Here is a 24101-nt window from a genome sequence, read left to right as displayed (position 1 = left end):
GGAATGTCCGGACAGTGTCAATCCGGATTTGTTCTTTGTATCAAGGTGTTTCTAATGATAAAGAATCATGTAGACCCAACTTTTGCATCAGAAAACACGGCGACTTCCAAGCGTAAATCAGTTCTTCGACAACCGAACCACATGGTGCTGTCCATTGACGTGACTGGGAGAACTCTCCACCAATATGCTCATAAAATTCGATGGCTTGCTGGTTCTTCGCCAACACTTCGAGATAAACGCCTGAATCTTTAAAAAAATGTTCCAGCCATTCCGCCATGGCCGTAAGTAATGTTGTAGCGATGCCTTGATGTTGATAATCAGGATCAACGTGAAGCGCATCCACCATGCTGCCACGTAAAAAGTCATGATTGCCAAACACACAGACAAAACCACACAATTTGCCGTTATCTTCGAGCTTAAGTATATGTTGATTAAATGGGGGATTAGTAAGACGCGTCTGCCAAATTGCTCGGCGTTCAGAGAGAATCTCATCATCGAGATAGTGTTGCTTAAGTATGCCCTTGTAATATTTCTGCCAGCTTCGAGTATGCAACTGGGCGATGGCTTCAAAATCGTTATATTCGGCTACATTTATTTCCATTCTTAGTTCCTTATTACTTCCTGTAAGGATAACTTGCTTATTCATACTATTCATTTGTTAAGCAAAAGCCAAACAAACTTAGTGTTTATCACTATATTCATTTGACTTAGTGATAAGCACTGATATTCTAGCGCACACTTGTAAGCCCAAAATTAACTTTTATGACGACTTCGACCAACACTAAGCCGCCGATAATTTGGCAAAACGTGATACTGTTTACTCTGTTGTTTGCAATCAGCTGTGGTGTCGTACCTTGGTACGCATACCAATATGGCATCGATGCGAAACACTGGGTTTGGTTACTCATTACTTTTAGCTTTTGTAATCTCTCGATCACGGCCGGATATCATCGCTTGTGGTCACACAAAACCTATGAAGCCCATTCGGCACTCAAGGTTATCTTCGCTTTAGGTGGGGCTTTTGCCTTACAAAATAGTGCGCTGCACTGGAGCTCTGATCACCGCGTGCATCATAAGCACGTCGATAATAATGATAAAGATCCCTATTCAGCCGGACGTGGTTTTTGGTTTTCCCATATTGGGTGGATGCTAAGAGAATACGCGACCAATCAACATATTGATTACACCAATTGTCGAGATCTACAAAAAGATAAGGTTGTGATGTGGCAACATAAATACTATCTACCACTGGTGCTACTTACCAATATTGGTATACCGCTATTACTGGGCATTATTTATCAAGATATTTGGGGGATGTTACTGGTTGTGGGCGTTCTGCGTTTATGTCTCAGCCATCACTCGACATTCTTTATCAATTCGTTGGCCCATGTTTGGGGGTCACAACCCTATACAACAAAAAACAGCGCCCGTGATAACGCCGTACTTGCCGTGTTTACTTTCGGTGAGGGTTACCACAATTTCCATCACATCTTCGAAAACGATTATCGTAACGGCGTTCGTTGGTGGCAATACGATCCAACCAAATGGTTGATTAAAAGTTGTTCATGGGTGGGGTTAACGACAAAGCTAAGAAGCGTTTCTGATTTGCGGATTGAACTGGCGAAAGCCAAGGCCAAGCTTCACTATGCCCAGACGCGATTAAGTGCCGATCCAACCCAGCAAGAACACAGTGCAAAGCTTGCCCAAGAGTTTGAGCGTCTAACCCAAACGTTAAATGACTACTATCAAACACAAAAGCAGCTACTGGAAAGTAAATACGATACCGTCATGAAACAGTACGAGCACTCGCTGTTACAAATGAAATATACGCAGCTCAAGCAAGAGTTAAAACAGCAAAGACGCAATTGGCATCTCATGACAACGCGTATTGCCTGAGACAGAAAAGCCCCGCTGATTAGCGGGGCTTAATTTTTTAGCACTGACATTGTTATTCGTTGTTCAACGTTTTAATCCACACATGCATTAAATACCTTGGTACATGTGTGATCGGTAATTTGCTTATAGACTTCAATCAAGGACGCGGAGATTTCAGAGCACAGACCATAGAGATGCTGCTGAAATTCGACGCTGCTCCCCATATTTTCAATTTTGGTGTAATGCTCGAGTTCAATCATGCACTCTTCCAATTTGCGGTGATATCCTTGGTAGCATGAGCTGACTTTGACCATTTTTTTGTGCAATAGCTTAGCGCGATTAACCAACATATCATCACGCGGATCAAGGTGCATAGCGACAATCGACAAGCGATATTGGGTAAGCGCTTCAACAGCGCTCATTACACTTTGCCACTGATCGTTATAGTCCCCCGCCATATTTAACTTATTGGCTTTGGTCATTGCGGTTAACATCTGCTCATCAATTTGGAAAATCATTTCACGGATGACTTTGCCATGCACCACCAAACTCTTAGGAAGTGAAAGCTCACCGATGGAATCAACAAGATGAAGCATGTGGTTTTTTATCGCGATACGGTCAACCTTTTTACCGATGACTCGGTTTTTGACGATATCTTCTGCGCTACGTTTGAGGTTGCCTTGCAAATGGTTCAGCGCCTTACGACTGTATGCCTCACCACTTAATGCTGCATGCGTTAAAGCACGATGATGACGTACATATTCGATCGCCTGCGTTAATTGGTTGATCGAACCTTGGTACTTCATGATGTCGTGTTTGCTGCTTGTATACAGTAATGCCGAAACATCACCCACCAAATGATTAAACGAATGATAGTTGAATGCATCCATAACATTCTCTCCTCTATACCCACCTACCTATGCATACAGCACAATATATGCCACTTATTTAAGCAGTTGATTTATTGAGAAAAGAACATCTCAGCTTCACAAAAACACGCCTTTTTGTGAGCTATGTGCACTTTTTTGGCGCTATATATGAAACCAAATCGTAGTTTTGGTGCATACCAGCGCCAATGCCAATACCAATGAATAAATTTACCGAGCGTTACATCACATTTTGATAATCCTAGAAATTAGAAAAGAGATATCAGTCACTTAGGCGTACATAATAAACCGCTGCGCTTTAAACGCTGATATTAGTCTTAATTAAATAAAAAAGCCCAAGGCCAATCGGACTTAGGCTTACCCATGCACGATGCAAGCACGGCTGTGCTCTAGGGGGTACGCTCAATGAATATCGCGTTAGAGCGGCAAACGCCTTTCATACGTCCATCGGATAGGTGATTACTGTTCTGGGACAGTGACAAAAGAGCTCGCTTCAACCCCTTCAGGTAATGCAAACGCACCAGGCGTCGTATCACTGACGACAATTTCACTCGCTACACTAAACGTAATCGGCGCGACATCGGTGATATCAGACGATGGTGCGACATACACCGAATAAGTGCCTGGCTCAACGATCCATTGGTTGTTCTCTGGATCAAAACTTGCCAATACACTCGCCGGTACGTTAAAGCTCAATGATTGTGATGCGCCCGGAGCCAACTCATCGGTTTTAGCAAAATCTTTAAGCTCGATAGTCGGTTTCATTAATTTCACTTCTGGCGCGCTGACGTACAGTTGGGCGGCCTCTTTACCTGCTACGGTGCCAGAATTGGTGATGGTTGCAGTAAAAGAAATCGCACCATCCGACCCTGAAGAAAGCGTATTTTCGACAATCGTTGGCTGACCATAATCAAAGGTGGTGTAAGATAAACCATACCCAAACGGATACGCCACATCGACGTCAAACGACGTGTAGTAACGATAGCCGACATAAATACCTTCATTCATATGCGTTTCATCGATCACACCATCATCATTGGTATCAAGCCCGCTGAAGGTTTCTGATGAGGGAACATCGCTGTACGCTTTTGGAATCGTTTGCGCCAATTTACCGCTTGGGTTCACCGCACCGCTGACCACATCCGCAACGGCATTTCCTGCTTCTTGCCCCCCCATATACGGCAATAAAATCGCATCGGCTAAGTCCGCCCAATCACTGGTATCAATAATGCCGTTGACGTTGAGTACCACGATAACTTTCTTATCTTGCGCATGAAACGCATCAGCCACTTGCGTCAACATGTCAAGTTCCTGAGTACTTAAGCGGTAATCCCCTTGCTCAGGTGAACGGTCCCCACCCTCACCCGCTTGACGTCCAAATGTCACAATTGCTGCTGCATTATCTTGCGCCGCTTGCGACACTAACGCCTGCAGTTCTGGATTATTGGTCACTGGTGCGTCTTCACACTCGTAGTTGGTGCCAAGTAAATTGCCGACCTCCACGCGATTTTCGACAAAGTAATTTTCGTAATACTCAGTCAACGCGCTATTGATTTGGTATGTTTGCTCAAGCCCTTCAATCAAGTTGACGGTATACGCAGCGTTGACATCACCGCTGCCTGTTCCACCTTTGTAAAAATTGACTTGATTGACACCAAAGGTTGCCAGTGAGGTCCCCGAAGTAATCGGCAGCGCAGCGTCATTGTTTTTCAACAAAATGGTTCCTTCTGCTGCTGCTTGGCGGGCAAGCGTGGCGTGAGTATCTAAATCAGGTTGATTCGAATAGTCATAGCCACGATACGTCGGCATTTTCTGTACTTGAGTTAGGATCTCTACAACGTTGCGATCGAGCACCTCATCGGTAAGTTCTCCTGCATCATAAGCTTGCTGTAGACTCTCTTTGTTGTTTCCAGGTTGAATCAAATTGTTTCCCGCGATTTGCTGCTTCAATGCGGAATCTGGGTCAACAGGGATTGCATCATTTATCTGCATGATATTACCAGCAAACCAGTCTGACATGACTATGCCATCAAAGCCCCATTCGTTGCGAACGATATCTATCAAGGCATCTTCACGCTGATTAACATACGTTCCGTTCACTAGGTTATAAGACGTCATGATAGCCATCGGTTCGGCTTCATCCGCAGAAATCTGAAACCCTCTAAGGTAAATTTCGCGCAAGGCACGAGGCTCAACGATATCATCGACATAGTAACGGTCGGTTTCTGAGGCGTTGGCCACAAAGTGCTTGATGGTTGCCCCCACACCTTGGGACTGCATCCCCTCGACCATCGCTGCACTCATTCGCCCACTGAGTACCGGATCCTCTGAATAGTATTCAAAGTTTCGACCGTTTAGAGGGTTACGCTGAATATTCATGCCTGGTGCAAGAATGACATCGACCCCATACTCAAGGGCTTCATTGCCTTGCCCTTCACCCACTTGCTCAACCAGTTCTTTATTCCATGAAGAGGCGAGAACCGAACCGATCGGCCAAGCAGTCGCATAATAGGTATTATCGTCACCATCACGGGTTGGTTCGATCCTTAGCCCAGCAGGGCCGTCACTTAACTTGGTGGCAGGAATATTTACATCATCATTGACGACACCATTAATGTAACCCGCCACCCCAGGTACATCTTGCAATAAATTCACCGCGCCTTCTGGGTTATTCATTCCTGGGCCAGTGACGATATCCAACTTTTCACTGACTGACAGTTGCGCCACCATCTGCTCGGCCTGAGCACGATAATTGGTGGTTTCTCCGTTAGATGGCGGCTGAGGATCAGGATTCGTTGAATCATCATCGTCGTTACAACCAACGACCGTAACCGAGATAGCTAATGCAAGCATGATAGGGTTGAACTTAAAATGCTTCGTTTTCATGTTCGTTTCCTTTATTTATTAACCCCTATAAACCAAAGACATAATAAAAATATCGACAGAAGGTATGTCCATTGGCACCGCATTAACTTTAATAGTCAAAATAAATCTATTCTTACCTCACCGTTGCGATATTTTAACTCTTGGTAGCAGTAATATTCATTTGTGACTGTAATCAAAAATAAAACTTTAGAATGATATTTATCAGGATAATGTCAGAAAAATGCAAGCGTGAAACGAATCACAAACCTAGCTAGACTTGATTATTATCATCAAACAAAAAATGAATAATATAACGATGAGAAATATATCAAACCGCGTAGTGGCTAATATATTCAAATCTTTATCCGAGCAAGGTAAAGATGTGGATCAACTAAAAAGTACCTGTCATATCTCTGAATATGAACTGGCACTTCACCATGGAAGAATAGATAAAGATCCTTATGGAAAATTAATGGTTCTCCTCTATAAAGACCATCGCCAGCTCATGCTGACCGAACTGATGCAAGACCCTGCCAAAATATTAGCAGGGTTCTATGCCTCGTTCCCTGAGCTGGTCAGCTACTGCATAAACAGCGAATCAATCTTTGAACTATTAACACGTTACCTTGAGTTTAGGTTTATTGTCGGCAGTTGTGATGAGCTCACCTGCCAATCGGAACAGCAGTATACTCGGCTACGCTATACCGACGAATTCATTAGTCATAAAACCAGTTATTCCGCCTTAGCCAACTTTATTAATCTTTATGGAATGGCAAAAATTATCGACCCAAATTTATCAGTTGAAATTAAGTTAACAGGAAATCCAGTACTAAAGAAGAGTATTTATGAAGAAGTATTTAACACAAAAGTCATTTGGAACAGCCCGTATAACGATATGTATTTTTTAAACCACCAGGTAAAAAAACGCTCACAAATATATAATCCAAATATCATTAAAATTCAGCGTTCGGCGTTAATAGGCATTGGTTTTGAAATAGGACAAAAAAACTATTTTTCTACAATCATAAAAACAATAATTAGAGATAAAGTTGAGAAAAACAGACCGAGTAACGAATCTAATTTATTAAACTCAGTATGCTCTGAAGTTAATATTAGCCGATGGACTTTATATAGAAAACTATCTCAAGAAAATACAACATTTTCAGCGCTTTTAAAATCAGTTCGCTTGGATATGTCATTGCACTTTTTATTACATTCTCGTTGCAGTGTTCAAGAAATTAGCGATCGCACCGGGTTTGGCTCGTCCAGCGCATTCTCTCGTTTCTTTTATACCAATATGGGGATGGCGCCACTTAACTACCGCAAAGTAAAATCTCAAATAAATTAGAATGCCGCGGTGTTACGTTCGAACACCGCGTCAACTCTATGATTGAGATTCAGTCTGTCAGCAGGGGAAAGGTGCATTCTGCTTAAGCCCACATAGCACGGTAAATTCTTTCACCGTCTCCTCTGTTAATGGCTCACCAGTTTGAGCAAGTAGATACTTTTTATTGTCCCAGCCATATTTCGCCATAGTGAAACAGTAACTCGGGTCACTATCGTGTTGGCATAGCTGATTAGCGCGCTGAAACGCCATTTTTTCAATCTGACATTCATCGCTTTTTTGAGAGCGAGAACACAGTCTTTCGGGTTGAGAAGCTTTAGAGAATTCGTCCCAGGTTGGAACCGCTGAGCAGCCGCTAAGGGCAAGAACGGCAATAATCGCCACTCCGTGGATGAGTTTCATATTAAAGAGATAACTCCGGATTAAACCAAGACTTCAAACTACCTAGCCTGAAAAGTGCGCACCATCACAAGCCGCAACTTTTTACATCAATCTCTCATCTTGAAACCGTAGCTTGCGACTTTACTTCAAACTCTCTAAACGCAGGTATACAGCCAAAGCATCAGCAAACAGACGACGAGCATCACCAAAATATAACGCCAATTGAGTGCTAACAGCGTCTTTGCTGAAATTGCGTAACGAGATTGAATACTAAGCTGAATACCTGAAAACGGTGATAACGTGATGCCCAGAGACCAACCCATAAGCAACGCCAACCCAAGTAGATCTGGGTCAGACGCATTGGGAGAGAGTATACTGCCAGCCAGCACCACACTGGTGACCGGGTGCATACCTGTCATCGCTAAAACCACCAAAGCAATAACGGTCATACCCGCTTCGAAAGCACCGAAGTCAGCAGGCGCTAAATCAATGTTGAGAGAGCTGAGCAACGCCGCAACACCGGATGCCAATAATGCTGCAGCCGAGAATAGAACCACTTCTCCTCGCGAACTGGCAATCCCGCCATCGATATGATGGCGAATTTTTCGTATTCCGATTCGGCCCTGTGCGATTGACATCCACAAACCAATAAATGCCAGCGATATCAAGCTAACTAAAGACAACACACTGATTTTAGGCCAAAAATGGTGAGAAGCCATAACAATCACCGCCAGTAATGCCGGCATCCATAACGAATACAAAGTGATGGGATAACCCAATAATTGTTCGACATCCGGGCGTTTGGCGAGCTGCCAAGCACTGAGAAGCAGAGCGACGATACTGACGGGAATGCCAAATAAGACCAATGTTGAGAGCTGTGCACCCGGTGCGCTCACCAAGGTTAAACCCATTGCAGCAAAAAATGGCGACCAAAAAGCGCAAATCGAGAAAGCGCGTAACAACATTAAGCCTTGTGTCGGGACCAATTTTCCGTTGCTCGCCAGTTTATCTCCAACAATAACCACTGAAGACATATTCAGCACGGCACCAAATAAATGGGCGCCAAACAAAGTCCGAATGATGGCCCATTTGCCTTGGGGCAAACGTTCTTGTTGACGCATTTCATCGACCGCAAATAGACGCAAGAACCCTACGGCAATCAACATATAGACAACAACTTGGTTGGCGGCTAACGCGCGAATAAAGAACTGATGCTCAATACCATGAAAAGCGCCATAGAAAAGGCCGGTTCCTCCCAACGCCAGCAGGACGATGATCTGCTTTTTTTGCGCTGGTCGCACATCAGGAAAAAACAGAAAAGAGGCAATCCAAATTGGTATTCCTGCATAATAGCCTGGGATCCAATGTGTGAATCCAGCTACAAGCGAAAGAATTAATCCGAGAAATAGCAGCCAGCCACTAAAAACACCTTTTAGCCCCATAATCACCACAGTCCATGTTGGTTGTCGAATGCGTGTTACTTACGCAAACAGGTTTGAAAATAAGAAACTTGCTCACTGGCAAGTTGATAAACCGTCGCGGGTTTACCTCCCTTGCCCTTACACGAGGCGGCCATTTTATTTGCGCTGACAATAACACCTGTATCAATCAGGCGACGCTTGACGGTCATTCGATTAACTTCCACTCCAAATTTGGCATAAGCGTCGATGATATCAGCGACCAAAAATTCTTTATCTAATGAAAACAGGACAACGGAAGTGTATTCCACGGCCGCACTGAGTTTTTTCCATGCGTGGTTAACTTGAGCAACATGGTCAAACGCCAAATCAAACTTTCCCGCGAGAACATCCGCCAAGTTAAACCAATTGGCGCGCTGTTCGCTCATTCCCGCATTACTGATTTGCTGAACATTCGCAGGATTAAGCAACGCATAGTGAGAAATACTCACGCTCCACCCGTCTGGGTCGCGCTTTGGGTTACCGTCAACCAGAGGGTCACTAATAAAGTTGGGGTAAGTATGAATTTTTTCGCGGCAAATGCGGCGGCGCGCGGAATCAAAATCCTCATCAGCGGGCTCTCCGCCTTGCGCAGTCATGTCTTCATCATAAACCAGCCCACCAGGCAGAGCCCATTTTCCGCAATCGGGCCGATCTGGATTGCTGCGTTTAATTAATAAGGCTTTGATCCCCTCTTCGTCTAAACGTAAACAGACGAGATCAATAGTGACTATCATAGTGAATTCCTTACGATGTTATGCCGCCATTCTAGGTAAGCTCGGTTTTGTGGTCAATTGAAAATCACAAATTGTTATTAACCTTCATGACATCAACCATACAAGCGTTTGGAGTAGTTGGTGGCTTAATATCGTTTCTTATTCAGGTGTTACCTTGTCTCATAAGCAATTTATCAAATTGATCTATATCACAGTCGTTGACAAATTAAACGTAGTGGATTAATTTTACCGAAAAGTTAGGAACGAAATGTTACTAACGTAGTTTTTGATTTGAAGGAAAGGCTTATGAGCGCCAGTCTATTCTCACCAAGCATGATTCGTAGCTTACTTGATTTGGACGCGTATAAAATCACCATGATGCAAGCGATTCACTCGCTGTATCCTGACGTTCAGGTACGTTATGAATTGATTGTACGTAGCGATGAGGACGTCAGCACATTACTTGATGACGTGCGAGAGGAAGTAATGAAACTTGCCTCTTTGCGCTTCTCTGATGCCGATATCCTTTATTTGGAGAAAGCATCACCCTATCTGCAGCCTTCTTTTCTTCAGTCATTACGCTATTTTCATTTTCAGCCTGAGCATCAAGTTGAGTTTGGCGTCATTAAACATGACAACAAATCCCAGCTGCGGATCGGTATTCAAGGTACATGGCGCGATACGATTCTTTACGAAACCATCGTTATGTCGATTCTTTCTGAAGTACGAAGCCGTCGCCACTGGCAAGATGTCCCCGCTCACCTTCCAGTCGACATTCTGGATAACAAGGTGACTGCGCTCAAACAAGCACTCAAAGAACGTGGGATTAATAATTTCTCATTAACAGAAATGGGCACTCGCCGCCGCTTCTCGGGCCAAGTTCAGCGTGATGTGATGGCTCATCTGAAACAGACGATGCCAGAACTCTTGCTCGGTACCAGTAACTATCACTTTGCTCGTGAGTTCGGATTAAAGCCGATTGGGACAATCGCTCATGAATGGTTCATGGCCCACCAAGCCTTAGTCAATGTTGGAGATTCGCAGAAGATCGCGCTTGAGCAGTGGCTGCGTGTGTTTGACGGGCAATTGGCCATCGCACCAACTGATACGCTCAATGCCGACGCTTTTATTAATGACTTCAACACGCACCTTGCCAAAGCGTTTGATGGTATTCGGCATGACTCTGGTGACCCATATCGTTGGGGAGACCGGATGATCGCCCACTATGAAAGCTTGGGCATTGATCCAAACACCAAGCTGTTCATTTTCTCTGATGGCTTAAATTTCGATGAAGCGCTTAACTTGTGTGAGTATTTTGCAGGACGAGTCAACATTTCCTTTGGTATCGGCACCTTTTTAACCAATGACCTCGGTGGGTGGAAAAATGCTCAAGGCAAAACTTATCAACCTTTGTCTATCGTCATTAAGCTGACTGAATGTAATGGACGCCCTGTGGCGAAAATCAGTGACGAGCCTGAAAAAGCGATGTGTGAAGATCCAATCTTCCTCGCCAATTTAAAGCGCCGCTTTAATATTGAGTTGGACATGGATGCATTGCTTGATGAATTAGACAAGCAAAAAAACCAAAAGCGTCAATACATCTCTGCGGCTTAGCGTGACGTTAACAGCAAGCTACTTCCAAACCCGATAAATATTCCGCCAGTGATTTGATGAAATCGCTGGCTTATTTTTGGCCGTAACAGATAGTGCCTAAAGTGGCGAGCGAGCAATGCGTACTCCGCTAATACTGTACAAGAGCACAAGGCAAACGTCGTCGCAAGCACTGATAGCTGTAGTCCTAGTGGCTGACTAACATCAATAAATTGAGGAAACAGCGCAGCATAAAAGGCGATAGCTTTGGGGTTACTCACACCCACCAAAAATGCTTGGGTGTATAAGCGTCTGAATTGTGAGTGAACCTTTGCGGTATTCTGTGTTTCTACTAGCCGGTGTTCCGGCTTTTTCGCTCTCTTTAGTGAGCAAAACCCAAGATAAATCAAGTACGCACCACCGACGAATTTAACCCCCTGAAACAGCGTGTCCGACGCCAGCAAAAGCGCGCTTAGCCCGGACGCTGACAACATCGCGAGTAGTAGCATGGCGCTTATGTTGCCAGCAATCCCAACCAATGCCCCTTTCATTCCTTCAGTTAACGCGTTTTGTACCGCTAAAAGAACCGCTGGGCCCGGCGCAACAACCGCCGCCAAGCACACTAAAACATATACCCCGTAGTCCATTATTGCCTTCCTTGGTATAGATTGGATATTGACCCTAAATACGTTACACCTGCGGTTTACTTACCTGGACACTCCGCAAATATCTTTTTATCACAATGTTGGCAAATCGATTGGTCTAATTGTGGGACCACTTCTTTTATCGCGATCCCTTTAGCCGGATAGACATTGTTTTCACCAACCTGATGAATAAAACCAAACGTCTCCAGTCGTTGGCGCTTCCAAAACGAACGCACCACAAAATGTGCTTTACCATTGCTGCGCTGCTTACTATGCACCACCTCGGTCAGCATATGGCTACCATGCATATCAATATCTGAAATCCCGATCCCAAGAACAATCCAGTGCGATTTATCATCATGTTGCTGAATGTGTTCAAAACGCTTTTCAAGATAGTCAACGGCCCCAAAAAACACCGGTCCGTCCAAACTAATAAAGTGAATTTGAGGGCAAGTGGTTAAGTTAAAGCGTTTGGTATTATGAAAATAGGTGCCTTGCTCGGTCTTCATAGGCGCGAGAATTCGTACCGTTGGCTTAATCGACTGTTTCAGAAACAGCGCCAACGATAGCCCGATACCTGCGTATAAACCAAACTCTAAACTTACCAGCAAGGTACCAAATAAGGTTGTCGCCGCAATCGCCGTTTCCGTTTTACTGCGCCGAAGATAGAATCTAATCTCCTCAAAGGCAATCAGTCGCCAACCGACCAAGATAATAATACTTGCCATGGCACTGAGCGGAAGATGAGCAAACAGAGGCGCAATGGTTTGTAAAATAATAAATAAAAACAGCGACATAAATATCACCGCGAGGGGTGTTTTTGCGCCGGATTCAACATTGACACCACTGCGGGTAAACGAGCCTGAACTCATATAAGAAGAAAAGAAACTGCCGACAACATTTGATAACCCCTGGCCGATAAACTCTCGGTTTGCATCCAGCTTCTGCTCGGTTTTCAAACTGATGGCTTTTGCGATAGAAGCGGCTTCAAGTAGGCCTACAAACGCGATAGCTACCGCACCAGGCGCGATTTGTTGAATCAAAGGCACACTCAAATTAGGCGTAGAAAACGGTGGAATTACCCCAGGTAAACGGCCAACAGTGACTAAATCGGCACCTTGAGACTGAAAATAAGCACCGATTAACGAACCGAGCACTAAGGCGATAAGATAATGTGGCAGTGCCGCATGGATTTTCTTAATGATGATTGCGCTAATGAGCGTCACACCAGTTACCGCCAGCGCGTAATAGTCAGTATGCATCAATTGAGCGGGCAGCAACTGTAGGTAGTCAATAAACTGCTCTGGTCTGGGCAAGTCAATGGCTAAGGCATACTTAACTTGGCTTAGAATAATCAAAATCGCTGCGCCCGTGATAAAACCCGCCATCACAGCATGTGACACAAAATGTGTCACACTGCCAAGACGGGCAATACCTAACGCAACCTGCACTAAACCGGCAATAAACGTTAAGGTAATCGCCGCTTGAATGAATTCAGCGCTCCCTACAGCAAAATCACTTTGTAACGCGCTAAAGAGTAACGCCGAGATCGCCGTTGTCGGCCCACATACCATATGCCAAGAAGAGCCCAGTACAATCGCGATGACTGGCGCGACCAATGCGCAGTAAAAACCATACTCAGGCGGTAATCCCGCAATAGTCGCAAAGGCAACACCTTGCGGAATCGCAAGAGATGCCCCTGTCAGTGCCGCGAGAATATCGGCGCGAAAAGTGGTCGGCGTGACATGCCCTAACCAAGGAAACCAGATTTTCATCGCCTTCAACGCGGCACCACCTTTTTAACTTAATATTTCCATTTTTAACTAACGACGATTAGATACCGAGTGATTGTTTCACTGCTGGTTCACCAGGCTCGCCATGATAGGTTGTAACACCGTCAAGCCATGAATCAAGCACTTGTGGGTGCGATTGAATCCATTCTTTCGCAGCTTGTTTGGCTTGCCCCGCCCCCTTACCCGACGCTGAATCAATCACTTCATTTTCCATCGTGAGCGTAAATTTTAGATTAGTCAGCAGCTTAGCAACATTACCACATTCATCAGCATAACCTTTACGCGTTAATGTATGAATCGTGGCACCACCGTAATTCGGCCCAAAGTACTTATCGCCGCCGCTTAGGTATTTGATATCATGATTGACGTTCATCGGATGCGGCTCCCAGCCTAAAAACACAATAAATTTATTGCGGCGGATAGCTCGATCAACTTCTGAGAGCATTCCCTGCTCACCAGACTCGACCAATTGCCAATCTTGCAGATTAAAATCGTTGCTATCGATCATTTTCTGCAAGTTATCATTCGCTGGCGCCCCGGGAGCGATGCCATAAATACGCTCACGAAAATCATCCGCAAACTGATTTAAATCACTGAAATCCTTAACGCCTTGCTCATAGACATAACTTGGTACTGCTAGGGTAAACTTCACCCCTTCTAAATTAGTACGCACAACATCAATATCATTTTGATACTTTTCGATAAAGCCTTTTTGCGCTGGCATCCAATTTCCCATAAACGCATCTATTTCGCCGTTTTTGAGACTTTCAAAGCCCACCGGAACACCGAGCAAATAAACTTGGGTGTCATACCCAAGCCCTTCAAGCAACGTCGTCACAACGCCGTTGGTAGCACCGATATCCGTCCAGCCAGGATCACTTAATGTGACTTTTTTACATTGAGCCGGCTCAGCAGCAGCGGCCCAATGACTGGACATAAACAGCGTGGTGGCACAAAGCGCACCAAGCCAAGACGGCTTACTTAATCGAAAAGACATGAATTGCTCCTGTTATCGTGGTTATTTCCTTTACGTGATGACTGACATTATTCCGGTTTTGGGAACCGAGAACGTGCCTCAAGATCATCAAGATCAATGTGATTACGCATATACATTTCGCTACTATCAAAAATCGGCTGATGATCCCACGCCAGCTTTTTACCGTTCTCCATGGCTTTCACCACTAAACGTCGGCGGCGCTGACTGACTAAAACATCTTGAGTTAGTTGGTGAGAATCCCAACGTTTCAGGGCTTCGGTGCGAAATGAACCGGCGACATCGGCATAAGTAGGGTCATTGGCGAGATTAACCAGCTCAAATGGATCGGACTCTAAATCAAACAGTTGGTCTGGGTCGATGTGACAATGGATATATTTGTAGCGCCCACGTCGAATCATGAATACTGGCGCAATGGCGCCTTCGCCAAAGTATTCACCAATCACTTCATCATGCGCATTAATGCCGTCGGTCAAATGAGGAATTAAGCTGCGACCTTGAATCGGCATCGGTAAATCACTGACTGGTTGCTCTGTCACCATTTCCATAAATGTCGGTAGTAAGTCCATAGTAGAAACCGATTCTTTCACGCGTTTCGGTTGATAGCGCTTTGGATAGTGAACAATCATCGGAACGCGTGTTGAACCTTCAAAGAACGACATCTTGTACCATAAGTTACGTTCACCGAGCATATCGCCATGATCGCCAGAAAAGACAATAATGGTGTTGTCATCCAACCCGGTCTCTTTTAGCGCTTTTAGCAGCATTCCAATCTTGTCGTCTACATAGCTGATCGCCCCGTAGTAAGCGCGGCGGGCATTACGGATATCTTGTTCGCCAATCGGTTGGTCATAGTAGCCATACACGTCTTGTAAACGCAGCGAGTGTGGGTCTTGCTCTTCGCGTGCAATGCTCACTTTTGGTAAATCTATTTCGTCATTGTCATAGCGGTTCCAATACTCTTCTGGAATCGCATAAGGGTCATGAGGATGGGTCATGGATACCGTTAAGCAAAAAGGTCGGTCATCACCTTGACGCACATGATCGTATAAGTAGCGCTGAGCATGAAACACCACTTCATCATCAAAATCGAGCTGGTTGCTCCGGACACAAGGACCCGCCTGAGTCACTGAAGACATATTGTGGTACCAGGTCGGCTTGCTACTTAGATCATCCCAGTTAGGGAACCAACCATAATCAGCAGGGTAAATATCGGTGGTGAGTCGCTGCTCGAAGCCATGCAACTGGTCAGGTCCACAGAAATGCATTTTGCCGGAAAGCGCGGTCTTGTAATTTTGAGCTCGCAAGTAGTGAGCAAAGGTTGGAATATCCGCTGGAAAATCGGCGGCGTTATCATACGCGCCAATCATGCTCGGTAATTGACCGGTCATCAATACGTAACGAGACGGCGCACACAGTGGACTATTACAATACGCGGAATCAAACACAACGCCCTCTTTAGCGATACTGTCCAAATGTGGCGTTTTGACAACCGGATGCCCATAAATTGGCAACGAATTGGCTGCCATTTGGTCGGCCATAATAAAAAGAATATTGGGCTGTTTAATGGACATTTTTCCTCCCTGTGGATTTGACCAACAATAAGTACGGCTGATGTTAAAAGTGTAAATATCTCGTGAGCCATTACCTTGCACTTTGAAATTTGGGATGTAAACTAACTGAAAACTTATGTATGGGATAAGTTAAGCTTATGTTATCCAAAAACGACCATTTACCCTTACAAGCCTTAGTGGTATTTGAAGCCAGTGCAAGGCTGCTCAGTTTTACTGCCGCAGCGCGAGAGTTAGGCACCACTCAGCCTGCGGTCAGCCAGCAAATTCGAGGATTAGAGAAGGAGCTTGGTGTCGCTCTATTTGAGCGAATTTATCGAGGGGTTACCCTGACAGACGACGGCCATGTGCTACTGGAAACGACACAGCAAAGCTTGGGAGATTTACGTAAAGTTTTGCAAAAAATAATGCAAAACAAACAGTCACCTCGAATTAACTTCGCCACTGACTTTGCATTTGCATCTTATTGGTTGATGCCAAAACTGGCAGAATTTCGACGACTGCATCCAGAGATCGACATTCGAATTCAAACCTCGCAATCAGCCATTGACCTCGTTTCAACCGAAGCCGATATCGCCATTTTATTCGGGGATGGGCATTACCAAGGTTACAACAGCGAAAAGCTGTTATCAGAAACAGTCTATCCGGTATGCAGTCCGAAATTACTTGAGCACTATGCTGGATTCACCACCATTGAACAATTAAGCCACGCACCGTTACTCAAGCTCAATGCTGACCTCGGTCAAAAATGGATCGACTGGGAAACGTTATTTACCTCTCATGGACGGCGCTGGACACCACCGGACTCATTAATGGAGTTAGATAACTATACCTTAGTCGCTCAAGCCGCTATCGCAGGTCAAGGCGTCGCCTTAGGATGGTCACCGCTACTCGATAATTTTATTGACAGCGGTGTGCTGGTTGCACTGAAGCAGTTCAGTGTCAGTACCGACCATGGTTATTACATTGTCACTGGCTCTGGGCACGCCCCCAATGAACATGTTGCGCATTTCCTGTCATGGATGAAGAGTCAGTCCGCGGCGTTATAACTCGTAAGCATTTTCGGAGTGCTGACTGTAAATAGCTTATGGGAAGCGCCGCCTCGATACGTTCAGTAGCCCTGACTTATCGTGCCTCAGTATAGTGCCCTCTTTATGTCACTACCTAAAAGCTTTGCCCAAAAACAGTGCCTAGCGATCATTTTGAGTGCACAAATTGCACCTTAAAGGTGCTTTAATTTAATAAAAATTTGATTTAACAATGAAGCAACATGACATTAAGTTATTGAAAAGTAATTATTTAAATATAAATTAATCTCCTTTTTTAATTTTGGAATAGTTATTGCTGTTAGAGCAACAAATTATAAAAATCACCAAATTGGTGAACCTAAGATAAATTCAGCACCGTATCAGTGCGATAATTATTTCTAATGGAGTTTAACGAGAATGAATGACACCGTAAGTCAGGTACAAGGAGCTGTACAAACCCTGACCCAAAGTTCCGATACACTTTTTCTACTGCTTGGCGCCATCATGGTCTTTTTAATGCACGCTGGCTTCGCCTTTTTAGAAGTGGGGACCGTGCGTAAAAAGAATCAGGTTAACGCACTCGTAAAAATTTTGACCGATTTCGGTATCTCTACCATCGCTTACTTCTTCTTCGGTTATTGGATTGCCTATGGCGCAAACTTTTTTGCCGATGCTGCCACCCTGTCTCAAGGTAACGGTTATGAACTCGTCAAGTTTTTCTTCTTACTGACTTTTGCCGCCGCGATCCCTGCCATTGTTTCAGGTGGCATCGCCGAACGCGCGCGGTTTTATCCGATTCTCATCGCGACGTTTTTCACTGTTGGCCTTGTCTACCCACTGTTTGAAGGCATGATTTGGAACGGTAACTTTGGTTTACAAGCTTGGTTTGAATCTCAGTTTGGCTATGCGTTCCATGATTTCGCCGGCTCGGTCGTTGTCCATGGTGTGGGCGGTTGGATTGCCTTGGTCGCGGTGATTTTCCTTGGAATGCGTAACGGACGAATTCGTGCTGGTAAACACACTAACTTTGCGCCTTCTAACATTCCATTCTTAGCTCTCGGCGCATGGATTCTGTGTGTTGGCTGGTTCGGATTTAATGTTATGTCAGCACAAACGCTTAATGGTATTAGTGGCTTAGTTGCCATGAACTCGTTAATGGCAATGGTAGGCGGTATTATCGCCGCGTTGATCGCAGGTAAAAACGACCCTGGTTTTATCCATAACGGACCGCTAGCAGGATTAGTTGCGGTATGTGCAGGCTCCGATCTCATGCATCCACTAGGCGCATTAGTCACAGGGGTGGTCGCGGGTGTTCTCTTTGTATGGCTATTTACGCACTTACAAAACAAGACCAAAATTGATGACGTATTAGGTGTGTGGCCTCTGCATGGCGTGTGCGGTGCATGGGGGGGAGTTGCAGCAGGCATATTTGGACAAACCGCATTAGGCGGATTGGGCGGTGTGAGCTTTATTGTGCAACTGATGGGGACCTTGACGGGGATTGCTATTGCCCTAATCGGAGGAGCGATTGTTTACGGTAGCCTGCATAGGTTAACAGGTCTTCGACTCTCTGAGGAAGAAGAATATAACGGCGCGGATCTCTCTATTCACCAGATAAGCTCAATGAGTGACGAGTAACCATAAAAAGGGTTTGGATTTTCCAAACCCTTTTTATTTAGCGCTTACTTTTGCTCTCCAAGCCAGCGTGGTCATACTGCACCAAAATAACGCGCCATGCACTTCAATACATCAAGGTCTAAGCTGCTGTATCGCACCACCTAGCTCTTGGTACACATAAAACCCATTTGGTTGTACCACATGCCCAATTTCTAATTTTTAAAACATGGCACAAACATTGTTTAGGGGACTGAGACTCTTAATAAAGGACGAACACGATGCAAGGAAACAACGACTATCCGCTCAGTGAAGTGCCGGAAGAAAGCCGCAAAGGCTTGATATCTATGGCTGCGGTATTACTCGGATTTACTTTTTTTACCGCGACAATGTGGGCAGGAGGAAGTTTAGGTACGGCGTTTAACTTAAATGAACTGATGGGCATTATTGTTATTGGTAACCTTTTACTCGGTATCTACGCCGCAGCGCTGGGTTACATCGCCTATAAAACCGGACTTAATACAGTCCTACTCGGACGTTATTGCTTTGGCGAGCATGGCAGTAAACTGTCAGACTTCGTGCTGGGTTTTACGCAAATTGGCTGGTATGCCTGGGGCGTTGCCACCATTGCGATTGTGCTCACCACACTGCTCAATATCAGCGAAAGCTGGCAAATTCCATTGATGATTATCTTTGGATTTGGCTTTTGTATCACTGCGTCAATCGGGTTCCGCGCCATGGAACTGCTTTCTAAGATTTCGGTGCCTTTGATGCTTGTGTTTATCGCGATCAGTTTTTATCAAGGCCTCGTCGATGTCGGTGGGATGGTCGCACTCATCGGCCTGGAGCCGACCGATAGCATGCAATACAGCGCAGCCATTACGGTTGTCATCGGAACCTTTATCAGCGGTGGCACACAAGCGACTAACTGGAGCCGTTTTTCAAAAACAGGTCGTATCGCGGTACTAGCGACGTTAGCGGCATTTTTTATCGGGAACGGTCTAATGGTGTTTATCGGTGCCTTTGGCGCTATGATTTATCAACAAGCGGATATCGTTGACGTACTGGTCGCTCAAGGATTTATGGTCACGGCAATCTTAATGTTATTTGCCAATATTTGGACCACGCAAGACAATACGATTTATAACTTCGCCGCCGCGGGTTGTAATTTATTTCGCACCAAGCAACGTAAGCTAATCACGATTGTCGGCGCAGGTATTGGCACTCTGCTCGCGATTTTTGGCATGTACAATTTGCTCATTCCTTTCTTAGTGCTTCTCGGTACCTTTATTCCACCTATTGGTGCCGTGATCATGGCTAACTTCTGGTTTGTCCACCGCGCTGCGCCACCAAAGCTTAATGACATCTCTCTACCCACGTTTGATTATTGCGGGTTGGCGGCGTATTTCATTGGCTCGCTCACCGCGTACCTATCTCCTTGGATGCCGCCGATCGTTGGCATGATCGCTGCTGCCGCCAGTTATATGCTGTTGGTTACGATCACCGCAAGCCATAAACAAGCAGCCAAAGTGAGCTAATCCTATGCTGACGGTCTTTGATCTCCCATCCATTGACCAGCTTGAGTCAATGGTCATCAAAACCCAAAGTGACACAACAAAAAGGGCCATTCGTTGGCCCTATGTGGCAGAAGATTCGCAGTTAAAGCCGTGGCTAAAAGGCGGAGAAGTGTTGTTCGTCACGGGTATTAATCGCCAATGGGATGATGATGAATTTCAACAACTGATCGACGTTGCCAATGAATGCCATGCCTCAGCGATAGTGGTTTTAACTGGCTCAAAGCATATTCCGTTTTTACCACCAAGGTGGATACAGCTCTGTGAACAGGCTCTGATGCCACTGCTTGAACAGCCCTACTCGCTTCCTATGGTCACCGTTACCGAGCGTTTATCAAACGCCATTATTCAAGATGGCTTTGCCCAGCGCTCTAAGCAATGGTTTATCCAGCAGCTATTAGAGAGCAATACCACGCTCCAGCCTATGGCTTTGGCCCAAGCCAAAGAATTAGCATTAAGTGATGATGTGCCGCTGACTGTCACAATGGTGCTTCCTCTTGATGAACACCACACCGCAAAAGACAGTCATCGATATATTTATATTCTGCGCGAATGGCTAGTGCGTTATGACAGTCGATTCCCTGTCACTGACTATCGTGGCGGCTGGATACTGGTCATTCCGACCAACAACTTGAGCCACACTCAGCACGGCCCCAAAAGCATATGGCACGCGCTACATACTCAACTCCTAAACCAAGCAATGCCAGTGGCTATCGGCATAAGCGATGGCGCGAATTTGACTCAACTAAATCGTTTGGGATATCAGGCGAAACAATGCGCTGAATTTGCCGCTAAATACCCTAATCAGCCGATTTATCATTATAGAGCGTTGGGGTTACAGCAGATTTTTGCCGCCATTGACGATGACAGCATAAAGTACGACTTTTGTTCGCGCTATTTGGGTCCACTCTTTCACACAGAAAAACGTGACCTTGTCACAATAAAGCACACGCTGCTCACGTATTTTTCTCAATTAGGCAGTCTTCGCAAGACCGCTGCCACCCTCGGAGTGCATCGTAATACCATCACCTCTCGTTTAAGCCGCTTTGAAACGTTAACCGGGCAGTTAATCAATGATCCCACTCACCGACTGGCGATTCAAAATGCGCTTATGATGGAGCCGTTCCTCACCCCGAATCAAACACCATACAAGGATGATTATGAAAATTATTAATGCTCGTCTCAGACATCAGGAAACGCTATTTACTCTCGAGTGTGATAACGGCGTATTCACCCAGATAACACCACAATCAGGCCATTGTGACGAGCCCTGCGATATCGATGCGAAGCAAAAGTTACTCTGCGCACCGTTTATTGAACCTCACATTCATCTCGATGCGGTGTTAACCGCGGGAGAACCACGCTGGAACAAGAGCGGCACATTGTTTGAGGGGATCGAGTGCTGGGCCGAGCGTAAACAGCTGCTCAGTGAGCAAGATGTTCAGTCACGGGTCTTAAAAGCAGCCAGTTTACTGATAGAAAATGGCGTCCAGCATATTCGTACTCATGTCGATGTCACCGATCCAAGCCTTACGGCGTTAAAAGCCATTGTACCACTCAAGCAGCGCCTCGCCCCCTACCTGGATTTGCAGGTGGTCGCCTTTCCTCAGGAAGGTATTTTGTCTTACCCCAATGGCAAGCAATTAATGCAACAAGCACTCGATATTGGCGCAGATGTGGTGGGCGGAATCCCCCACTTCGAATTTACGCGTGAATACGGTGTTGAGTCGATGCGCTGGGTGATGGAATTGGCAAAGTCACACAACAAACTGGTTGATGTTCACTGTGATGAAATCGACGATGGCAACTCACGCTTTTTGGAAGTGCTCGCTACCGCAGCATTGGAGACGGGAATGGGAGATAAAGTGACCGCCAGCCATACTGTCGCGATGCACTCATACAACAACGCCTACTGCTCGAAACTTTTTCGATTACTGAAGATGTCTGGCATTAATTTCGTCTCCTGCCCAACAGAAAATACCCATTTACAAGGTCGGTTTGACAACTTCCCCAAACGACGCGGTATCACGCGAGTCAAAGAGTTGCGCAATGCTGGTATTAATGTCGCGCTGGCACAAGATTCTATCCAAGATCCTTGGTACAGCTTAGGGAACGGTCGCTTGCTGCGCCAAGTCGATTTTGCACTTCACGCCTGTCATATGATGGGTTACGACGACTTTAAAGTGGCGCTCGACTTTATTACCGATAATGGCGCCAAAGTCATGAACATTCAGCAGCATTATGGTATTGAGATAGGCAAACCCGCCAATTTTATCATTTTGAATGGTTGCGATGATGTTGAGGTCATTCGTGAACAAGCGGATGTGTTGTACTCTGTTCGCGGCGGAGAAATTTTGGTTGAGCGCCAACCGGCCTCTATCACCAAAACGCCAATATTATAAGGCTTTAAAACCCGCTTCAAAGCAGACTAATTTGGAGTGGGTTTAAATGTGCTAACACGCCAAACAAACTGTCACCCAATGATTGGGCGCGATAGAAAAACGAACAGGGAAAATGCAAGAAAATCTTAGAAAGAGATTGGAGCGTACTGCGGGAATCGAACCCGCATCATCAGCTTGGAAGGCTGAGGTAATAGCCATTATACGAAGTACGCTTCGTCGTGGGACGCTTATTAATATGCCACAGCCATTTGAAAAGAAAAGCACTTTTTTATCATTTTCGGTCTGTTCGTACAGATAACAATCAAAATGAATTCAAATGCTTAATTATTAGCCTCTCACCTTTATCAATAAAGAGCCTACGACGTGCATACTTCATCTTTTGGTTTAGTGCTGCGCACTGTATTTTAATGTGCAGGCAATCAACTCTGTGATTGTGGCAGGCTCACCGCTTTGCTGACAATAATGAATCACCGGGCCACAAATATCATCGATTTCCATCGGACGTCCTTTTTCACGGTCTACCAACATTGACGTTTTGATTGCGTCAAATCCTTTGATCAGTTTGAACATATCATCCACATCAGACGCCGCAATCTGTACTCCCGCCTGATTAGCGGCGCGCGCCGTTTCAATCATCATTTGGTACACATTTTCACTTAAGGTCGAATCATTAAGCAGCGACTGCGTATCCAGCCAAGTGAGCGCCGACAGCGGGTTAACCCCATTATTGATGATGAGCTTACGCCACAAAGCATATTGGATATCATCAAAATTGGTGGTTGGAATACCCGCTTGATTCAACGCCGCAACCCATTGGTTTAATTGTGATTGCGAAAATGCGTTCTCTTGACAAGTCGGCCAAGCGCCAAGCTCGATATGGGAAGCACCCGCAACTTCAACCAATCCGGGCTCTACAATATGCCCTCCGATCAAAACGGCTAAACCGCCCAGTGTTCGGTGCCTTCCAAGCAGCTTATCAATTGTAACTTCGTTCATGACGCCATTTTGGATCGACAATACCGGCGCTTCACCAGCGAGAATCCATGGTTTCATCTGTTCAATCGTCTGTTGTGTCGTGCCACTTTTGGTCGCCAGAATAATCAGGTCAAACTCTCTGCACTGACGTGTCGATAACAGCTGCTGTAATGACAACGCGTCCACCGCTTGAGAAAACTGGAAATCCTCATGCCGAACCACTAAGCCATCGGTTTGCATCGCCTTCAAATGGGCGCCTCGCGCGATAAAGCTCACCTTATGACCGGCACTGACCATTCGTGCACCGTAATAGCAGCCAATCCCCCCAGCACCAATTATTGCTATGTTCATCTTACTTCCTTGCCGACAATAAAGAGTTCACGTTAAGGC

19 protein-coding genes and 1 tRNA gene are annotated in these 24101 nt (G+C 45.4%); 8 read left to right on the top strand and 12 right to left on the bottom strand.

The genetic code is table 11. From position 1 onward, the window contains the following. Window positions 1-40: 40 nt before the first annotated feature. Window positions 41-601, bottom strand: coding sequence for an N-acetyltransferase family protein (locus M1D72_RS03350; RefSeq protein ID WP_456295571.1), 561 nt, complete (start codon window positions 599-601; stop codon window positions 41-43). 161 nt (window positions 602-762) lie between these two features. Between M1D72_RS03350 and M1D72_RS03345 the strand changes: the two genes are divergently transcribed. Continuing rightward, complete coding sequence (locus M1D72_RS03345; RefSeq protein WP_456295570.1) at window positions 763-1896, top strand: acyl-CoA desaturase; 1134 nt, start codon at window positions 763-765, stop codon at window positions 1894-1896. Window positions 1897-1967: 71 nt separating this feature from the next. Here the strand turns inward: M1D72_RS03345 and M1D72_RS03340 are convergent, their stop codons facing one another. Continuing rightward, a complete protein-coding gene (locus M1D72_RS03340) occupies window positions 1968-2765 on the bottom strand; it encodes a hypothetical protein (protein WP_456295569.1) in 798 nt (265 codons plus the stop codon). A 456-nt stretch (window positions 2766-3221) separates the two neighbouring features. Then, complete coding sequence (locus M1D72_RS03335; protein WP_456295568.1) at window positions 3222-5648, bottom strand: beta-glucosidase; 2427 nt, start codon at window positions 5646-5648, stop codon at window positions 3222-3224. A 361-nt stretch (window positions 5649-6009) separates the two neighbouring features. Here M1D72_RS03335 and M1D72_RS03330 point away from each other — a divergent pair, with 361 nt between their 5' ends. Continuing rightward, the gene (locus M1D72_RS03330; protein ID WP_456295567.1) at window positions 6010-6975 is read left to right on the top strand and encodes a helix-turn-helix transcriptional regulator; all 966 of its coding nucleotides are present in this window, start codon (window positions 6010-6012) and stop codon (window positions 6973-6975) included. 57 nt (window positions 6976-7032) lie between these two features. Here the strand turns inward: M1D72_RS03330 and M1D72_RS03325 are convergent, their stop codons facing one another. From M1D72_RS03325 to M1D72_RS03315, 3 genes are all read right to left on the bottom strand, one after another. Beyond that, the gene (locus M1D72_RS03325; RefSeq protein ID WP_456295566.1) at window positions 7033-7374 is read right to left on the bottom strand and encodes a hypothetical protein; all 342 of its coding nucleotides are present in this window, start codon (window positions 7372-7374) and stop codon (window positions 7033-7035) included. A gap of 134 nt (window positions 7375-7508) precedes the next feature. Continuing rightward, entirely contained in the window at window positions 7509-8795 is a 1287-nt protein-coding gene (locus M1D72_RS03320; RefSeq protein WP_456295565.1) for a hypothetical protein, read from the bottom strand. 35 nt (window positions 8796-8830) lie between these two features. After that, window positions 8831-9547, bottom strand: a complete 717-nt coding sequence (locus M1D72_RS03315; protein WP_456295564.1) for an NUDIX domain-containing protein — start codon at window positions 9545-9547, stop codon at window positions 8831-8833. Between the two features lie 285 nt (window positions 9548-9832). Between M1D72_RS03315 and pncB the strand changes: the two genes are divergently transcribed. Continuing rightward, window positions 9833-11140, top strand: coding sequence for a nicotinate phosphoribosyltransferase (gene pncB / locus M1D72_RS03310; RefSeq protein ID WP_456295563.1), 1308 nt, complete (start codon window positions 9833-9835; stop codon window positions 11138-11140). On the opposite strand, the gene M1D72_RS03305 is transcribed toward pncB, so the two are convergent. Genes M1D72_RS03305 through betC form a run of 4 tightly spaced genes read right to left on the bottom strand, consistent with a single transcriptional unit; the run spans window position 11137 to window position 16121 of the window. Then, window positions 11137-11763 (bottom strand): LysE family translocator, encoded by a 627-nt coding sequence (locus M1D72_RS03305; protein WP_456295562.1) that lies wholly within the window; start codon window positions 11761-11763, stop codon window positions 11137-11139. The genes pncB and M1D72_RS03305 overlap by 4 nt on opposite strands. A 56-nt stretch (window positions 11764-11819) precedes the next feature. After that, window positions 11820-13535, bottom strand: coding sequence for a SulP family inorganic anion transporter (locus tag M1D72_RS03300; RefSeq protein WP_456295561.1), 1716 nt, complete (start codon window positions 13533-13535; stop codon window positions 11820-11822). 58 nt (window positions 13536-13593) lie between these two features. Then, window positions 13594-14550, bottom strand: a complete 957-nt coding sequence (gene choX, locus M1D72_RS03295; protein ID WP_456295560.1) for a choline ABC transporter substrate-binding protein — start codon at window positions 14548-14550, stop codon at window positions 13594-13596. 47 nt (window positions 14551-14597) lie between these two features. Continuing rightward, a complete protein-coding gene (gene betC, locus M1D72_RS03290) occupies window positions 14598-16121 on the bottom strand; it encodes a choline-sulfatase (RefSeq protein ID WP_456295559.1) in 1524 nt (507 codons plus the stop codon). 137 nt (window positions 16122-16258) lie between these two features. Here betC and M1D72_RS03285 point away from each other — a divergent pair, with 137 nt between their 5' ends. The 5 genes from M1D72_RS03285 to codA all read left to right on the top strand — a co-directional run bounded on the left by M1D72_RS03285 (window position 16259) and on the right by codA (window position 22736). Next, window positions 16259-17167 carry a choline sulfate utilization transcriptional regulator gene (locus tag M1D72_RS03285; protein WP_390195213.1) on the top strand — a complete coding sequence of 303 codons (909 nt, stop codon included), beginning with the start codon at window positions 16259-16261 and terminating at the stop codon, window positions 17165-17167. A gap of 396 nt (window positions 17168-17563) precedes the next feature. After that, window positions 17564-18784, top strand: a complete 1221-nt coding sequence (locus M1D72_RS03280; RefSeq protein WP_456295558.1) for an ammonium transporter — start codon at window positions 17564-17566, stop codon at window positions 18782-18784. A gap of 257 nt (window positions 18785-19041) precedes the next feature. Further along, the gene (gene codB, locus M1D72_RS03275; protein WP_456295557.1) at window positions 19042-20298 is read left to right on the top strand and encodes a cytosine permease; all 1257 of its coding nucleotides are present in this window, start codon (window positions 19042-19044) and stop codon (window positions 20296-20298) included. A 4-nt stretch (window positions 20299-20302) separates the two neighbouring features. After that, complete coding sequence (locus tag M1D72_RS03270; RefSeq protein WP_456295556.1) at window positions 20303-21508, top strand: PucR family transcriptional regulator; 1206 nt, start codon at window positions 20303-20305, stop codon at window positions 21506-21508. Then, window positions 21495-22736, top strand: coding sequence for a cytosine deaminase (gene codA, locus M1D72_RS03265; protein ID WP_456295555.1), 1242 nt, complete (start codon window positions 21495-21497; stop codon window positions 22734-22736). Before M1D72_RS03270 ends, codA begins: the two co-directional genes overlap by 14 nt. Before the next feature lie 137 nt (window positions 22737-22873). Here the strand turns inward: codA and M1D72_RS03260 are convergent. Then, window positions 22874-22948 (bottom strand) — tRNA-Gly (locus M1D72_RS03260). A 172-nt stretch (window positions 22949-23120) separates the two neighbouring features. Continuing rightward, complete coding sequence (locus tag M1D72_RS03255; RefSeq protein WP_456295554.1) at window positions 23121-24062, bottom strand: ketopantoate reductase family protein; 942 nt, start codon at window positions 24060-24062, stop codon at window positions 23121-23123. Window positions 24063-24101: the final 39 nt, after the last annotated feature.

This window comes from Vibrio sp. AK197 (genome assembly GCF_053903115.1).
This window is presented reverse-complemented; position numbering and strand designations above follow the sequence as displayed.

Bases quoted from the DNA above. Each gene is read 5' to 3' on its own strand.
- M1D72_RS03350 (WP_456295571.1), bottom strand. From the start codon at position 601: ATGGAAATAAATGTAGCCGAATATAACGATTTTGAAGCCATCGCCCAG.
- M1D72_RS03345 (WP_456295570.1), top strand. From the start codon at position 763: ATGACGACTTCGACCAACACTAAGCCGCCGATAATTTGGCAAAACGTG.
- M1D72_RS03340 (WP_456295569.1), bottom strand. From the start codon at position 2,765: ATGGATGCATTCAACTATCATTCGTTTAATCATTTGGTGGGTGATGTT.
- M1D72_RS03335 (WP_456295568.1), bottom strand. From the start codon at position 5,648: ATGAAAACGAAGCATTTTAAGTTCAACCCTATCATGCTTGCATTAGCT.
- M1D72_RS03325 (WP_456295566.1), bottom strand. From the start codon at position 7,374: ATGAAACTCATCCACGGAGTGGCGATTATTGCCGTTCTTGCCCTTAGC.
- M1D72_RS03320 (WP_456295565.1), bottom strand. From the start codon at position 8,795: ATGGGGCTAAAAGGTGTTTTTAGTGGCTGGCTGCTATTTCTCGGATTA.
- M1D72_RS03315 (WP_456295564.1), bottom strand. From the start codon at position 9,547: ATGATAGTCACTATTGATCTCGTCTGTTTACGTTTAGACGAAGAGGGG.
- pncB (WP_456295563.1), top strand. From the start codon at position 9,833: ATGAGCGCCAGTCTATTCTCACCAAGCATGATTCGTAGCTTACTTGAT.
- M1D72_RS03305 (WP_456295562.1), bottom strand. From the start codon at position 11,763: ATGGACTACGGGGTATATGTTTTAGTGTGCTTGGCGGCGGTTGTTGCG.
- M1D72_RS03300 (WP_456295561.1), bottom strand. From the start codon at position 13,535: ATGAAAATCTGGTTTCCTTGGTTAGGGCATGTCACGCCGACCACTTTT.
- choX (WP_456295560.1), bottom strand. From the start codon at position 14,550: ATGTCTTTTCGATTAAGTAAGCCGTCTTGGCTTGGTGCGCTTTGTGCC.
- betC (WP_456295559.1), bottom strand. From the start codon at position 16,121: ATGTCCATTAAACAGCCCAATATTCTTTTTATTATGGCCGACCAAATG.
- M1D72_RS03285 (WP_390195213.1), top strand. From the start codon at position 16,259: ATGTTATCCAAAAACGACCATTTACCCTTACAAGCCTTAGTGGTATTT.
- M1D72_RS03280 (WP_456295558.1), top strand. From the start codon at position 17,564: ATGAATGACACCGTAAGTCAGGTACAAGGAGCTGTACAAACCCTGACC.
- codB (WP_456295557.1), top strand. From the start codon at position 19,042: ATGCAAGGAAACAACGACTATCCGCTCAGTGAAGTGCCGGAAGAAAGC.
- M1D72_RS03270 (WP_456295556.1), top strand. From the start codon at position 20,303: ATGCTGACGGTCTTTGATCTCCCATCCATTGACCAGCTTGAGTCAATG.
- codA (WP_456295555.1), top strand. From the start codon at position 21,495: ATGAAAATTATTAATGCTCGTCTCAGACATCAGGAAACGCTATTTACT.
- M1D72_RS03255 (WP_456295554.1), bottom strand. From the start codon at position 24,062: ATGAACATAGCAATAATTGGTGCTGGGGGGATTGGCTGCTATTACGGT.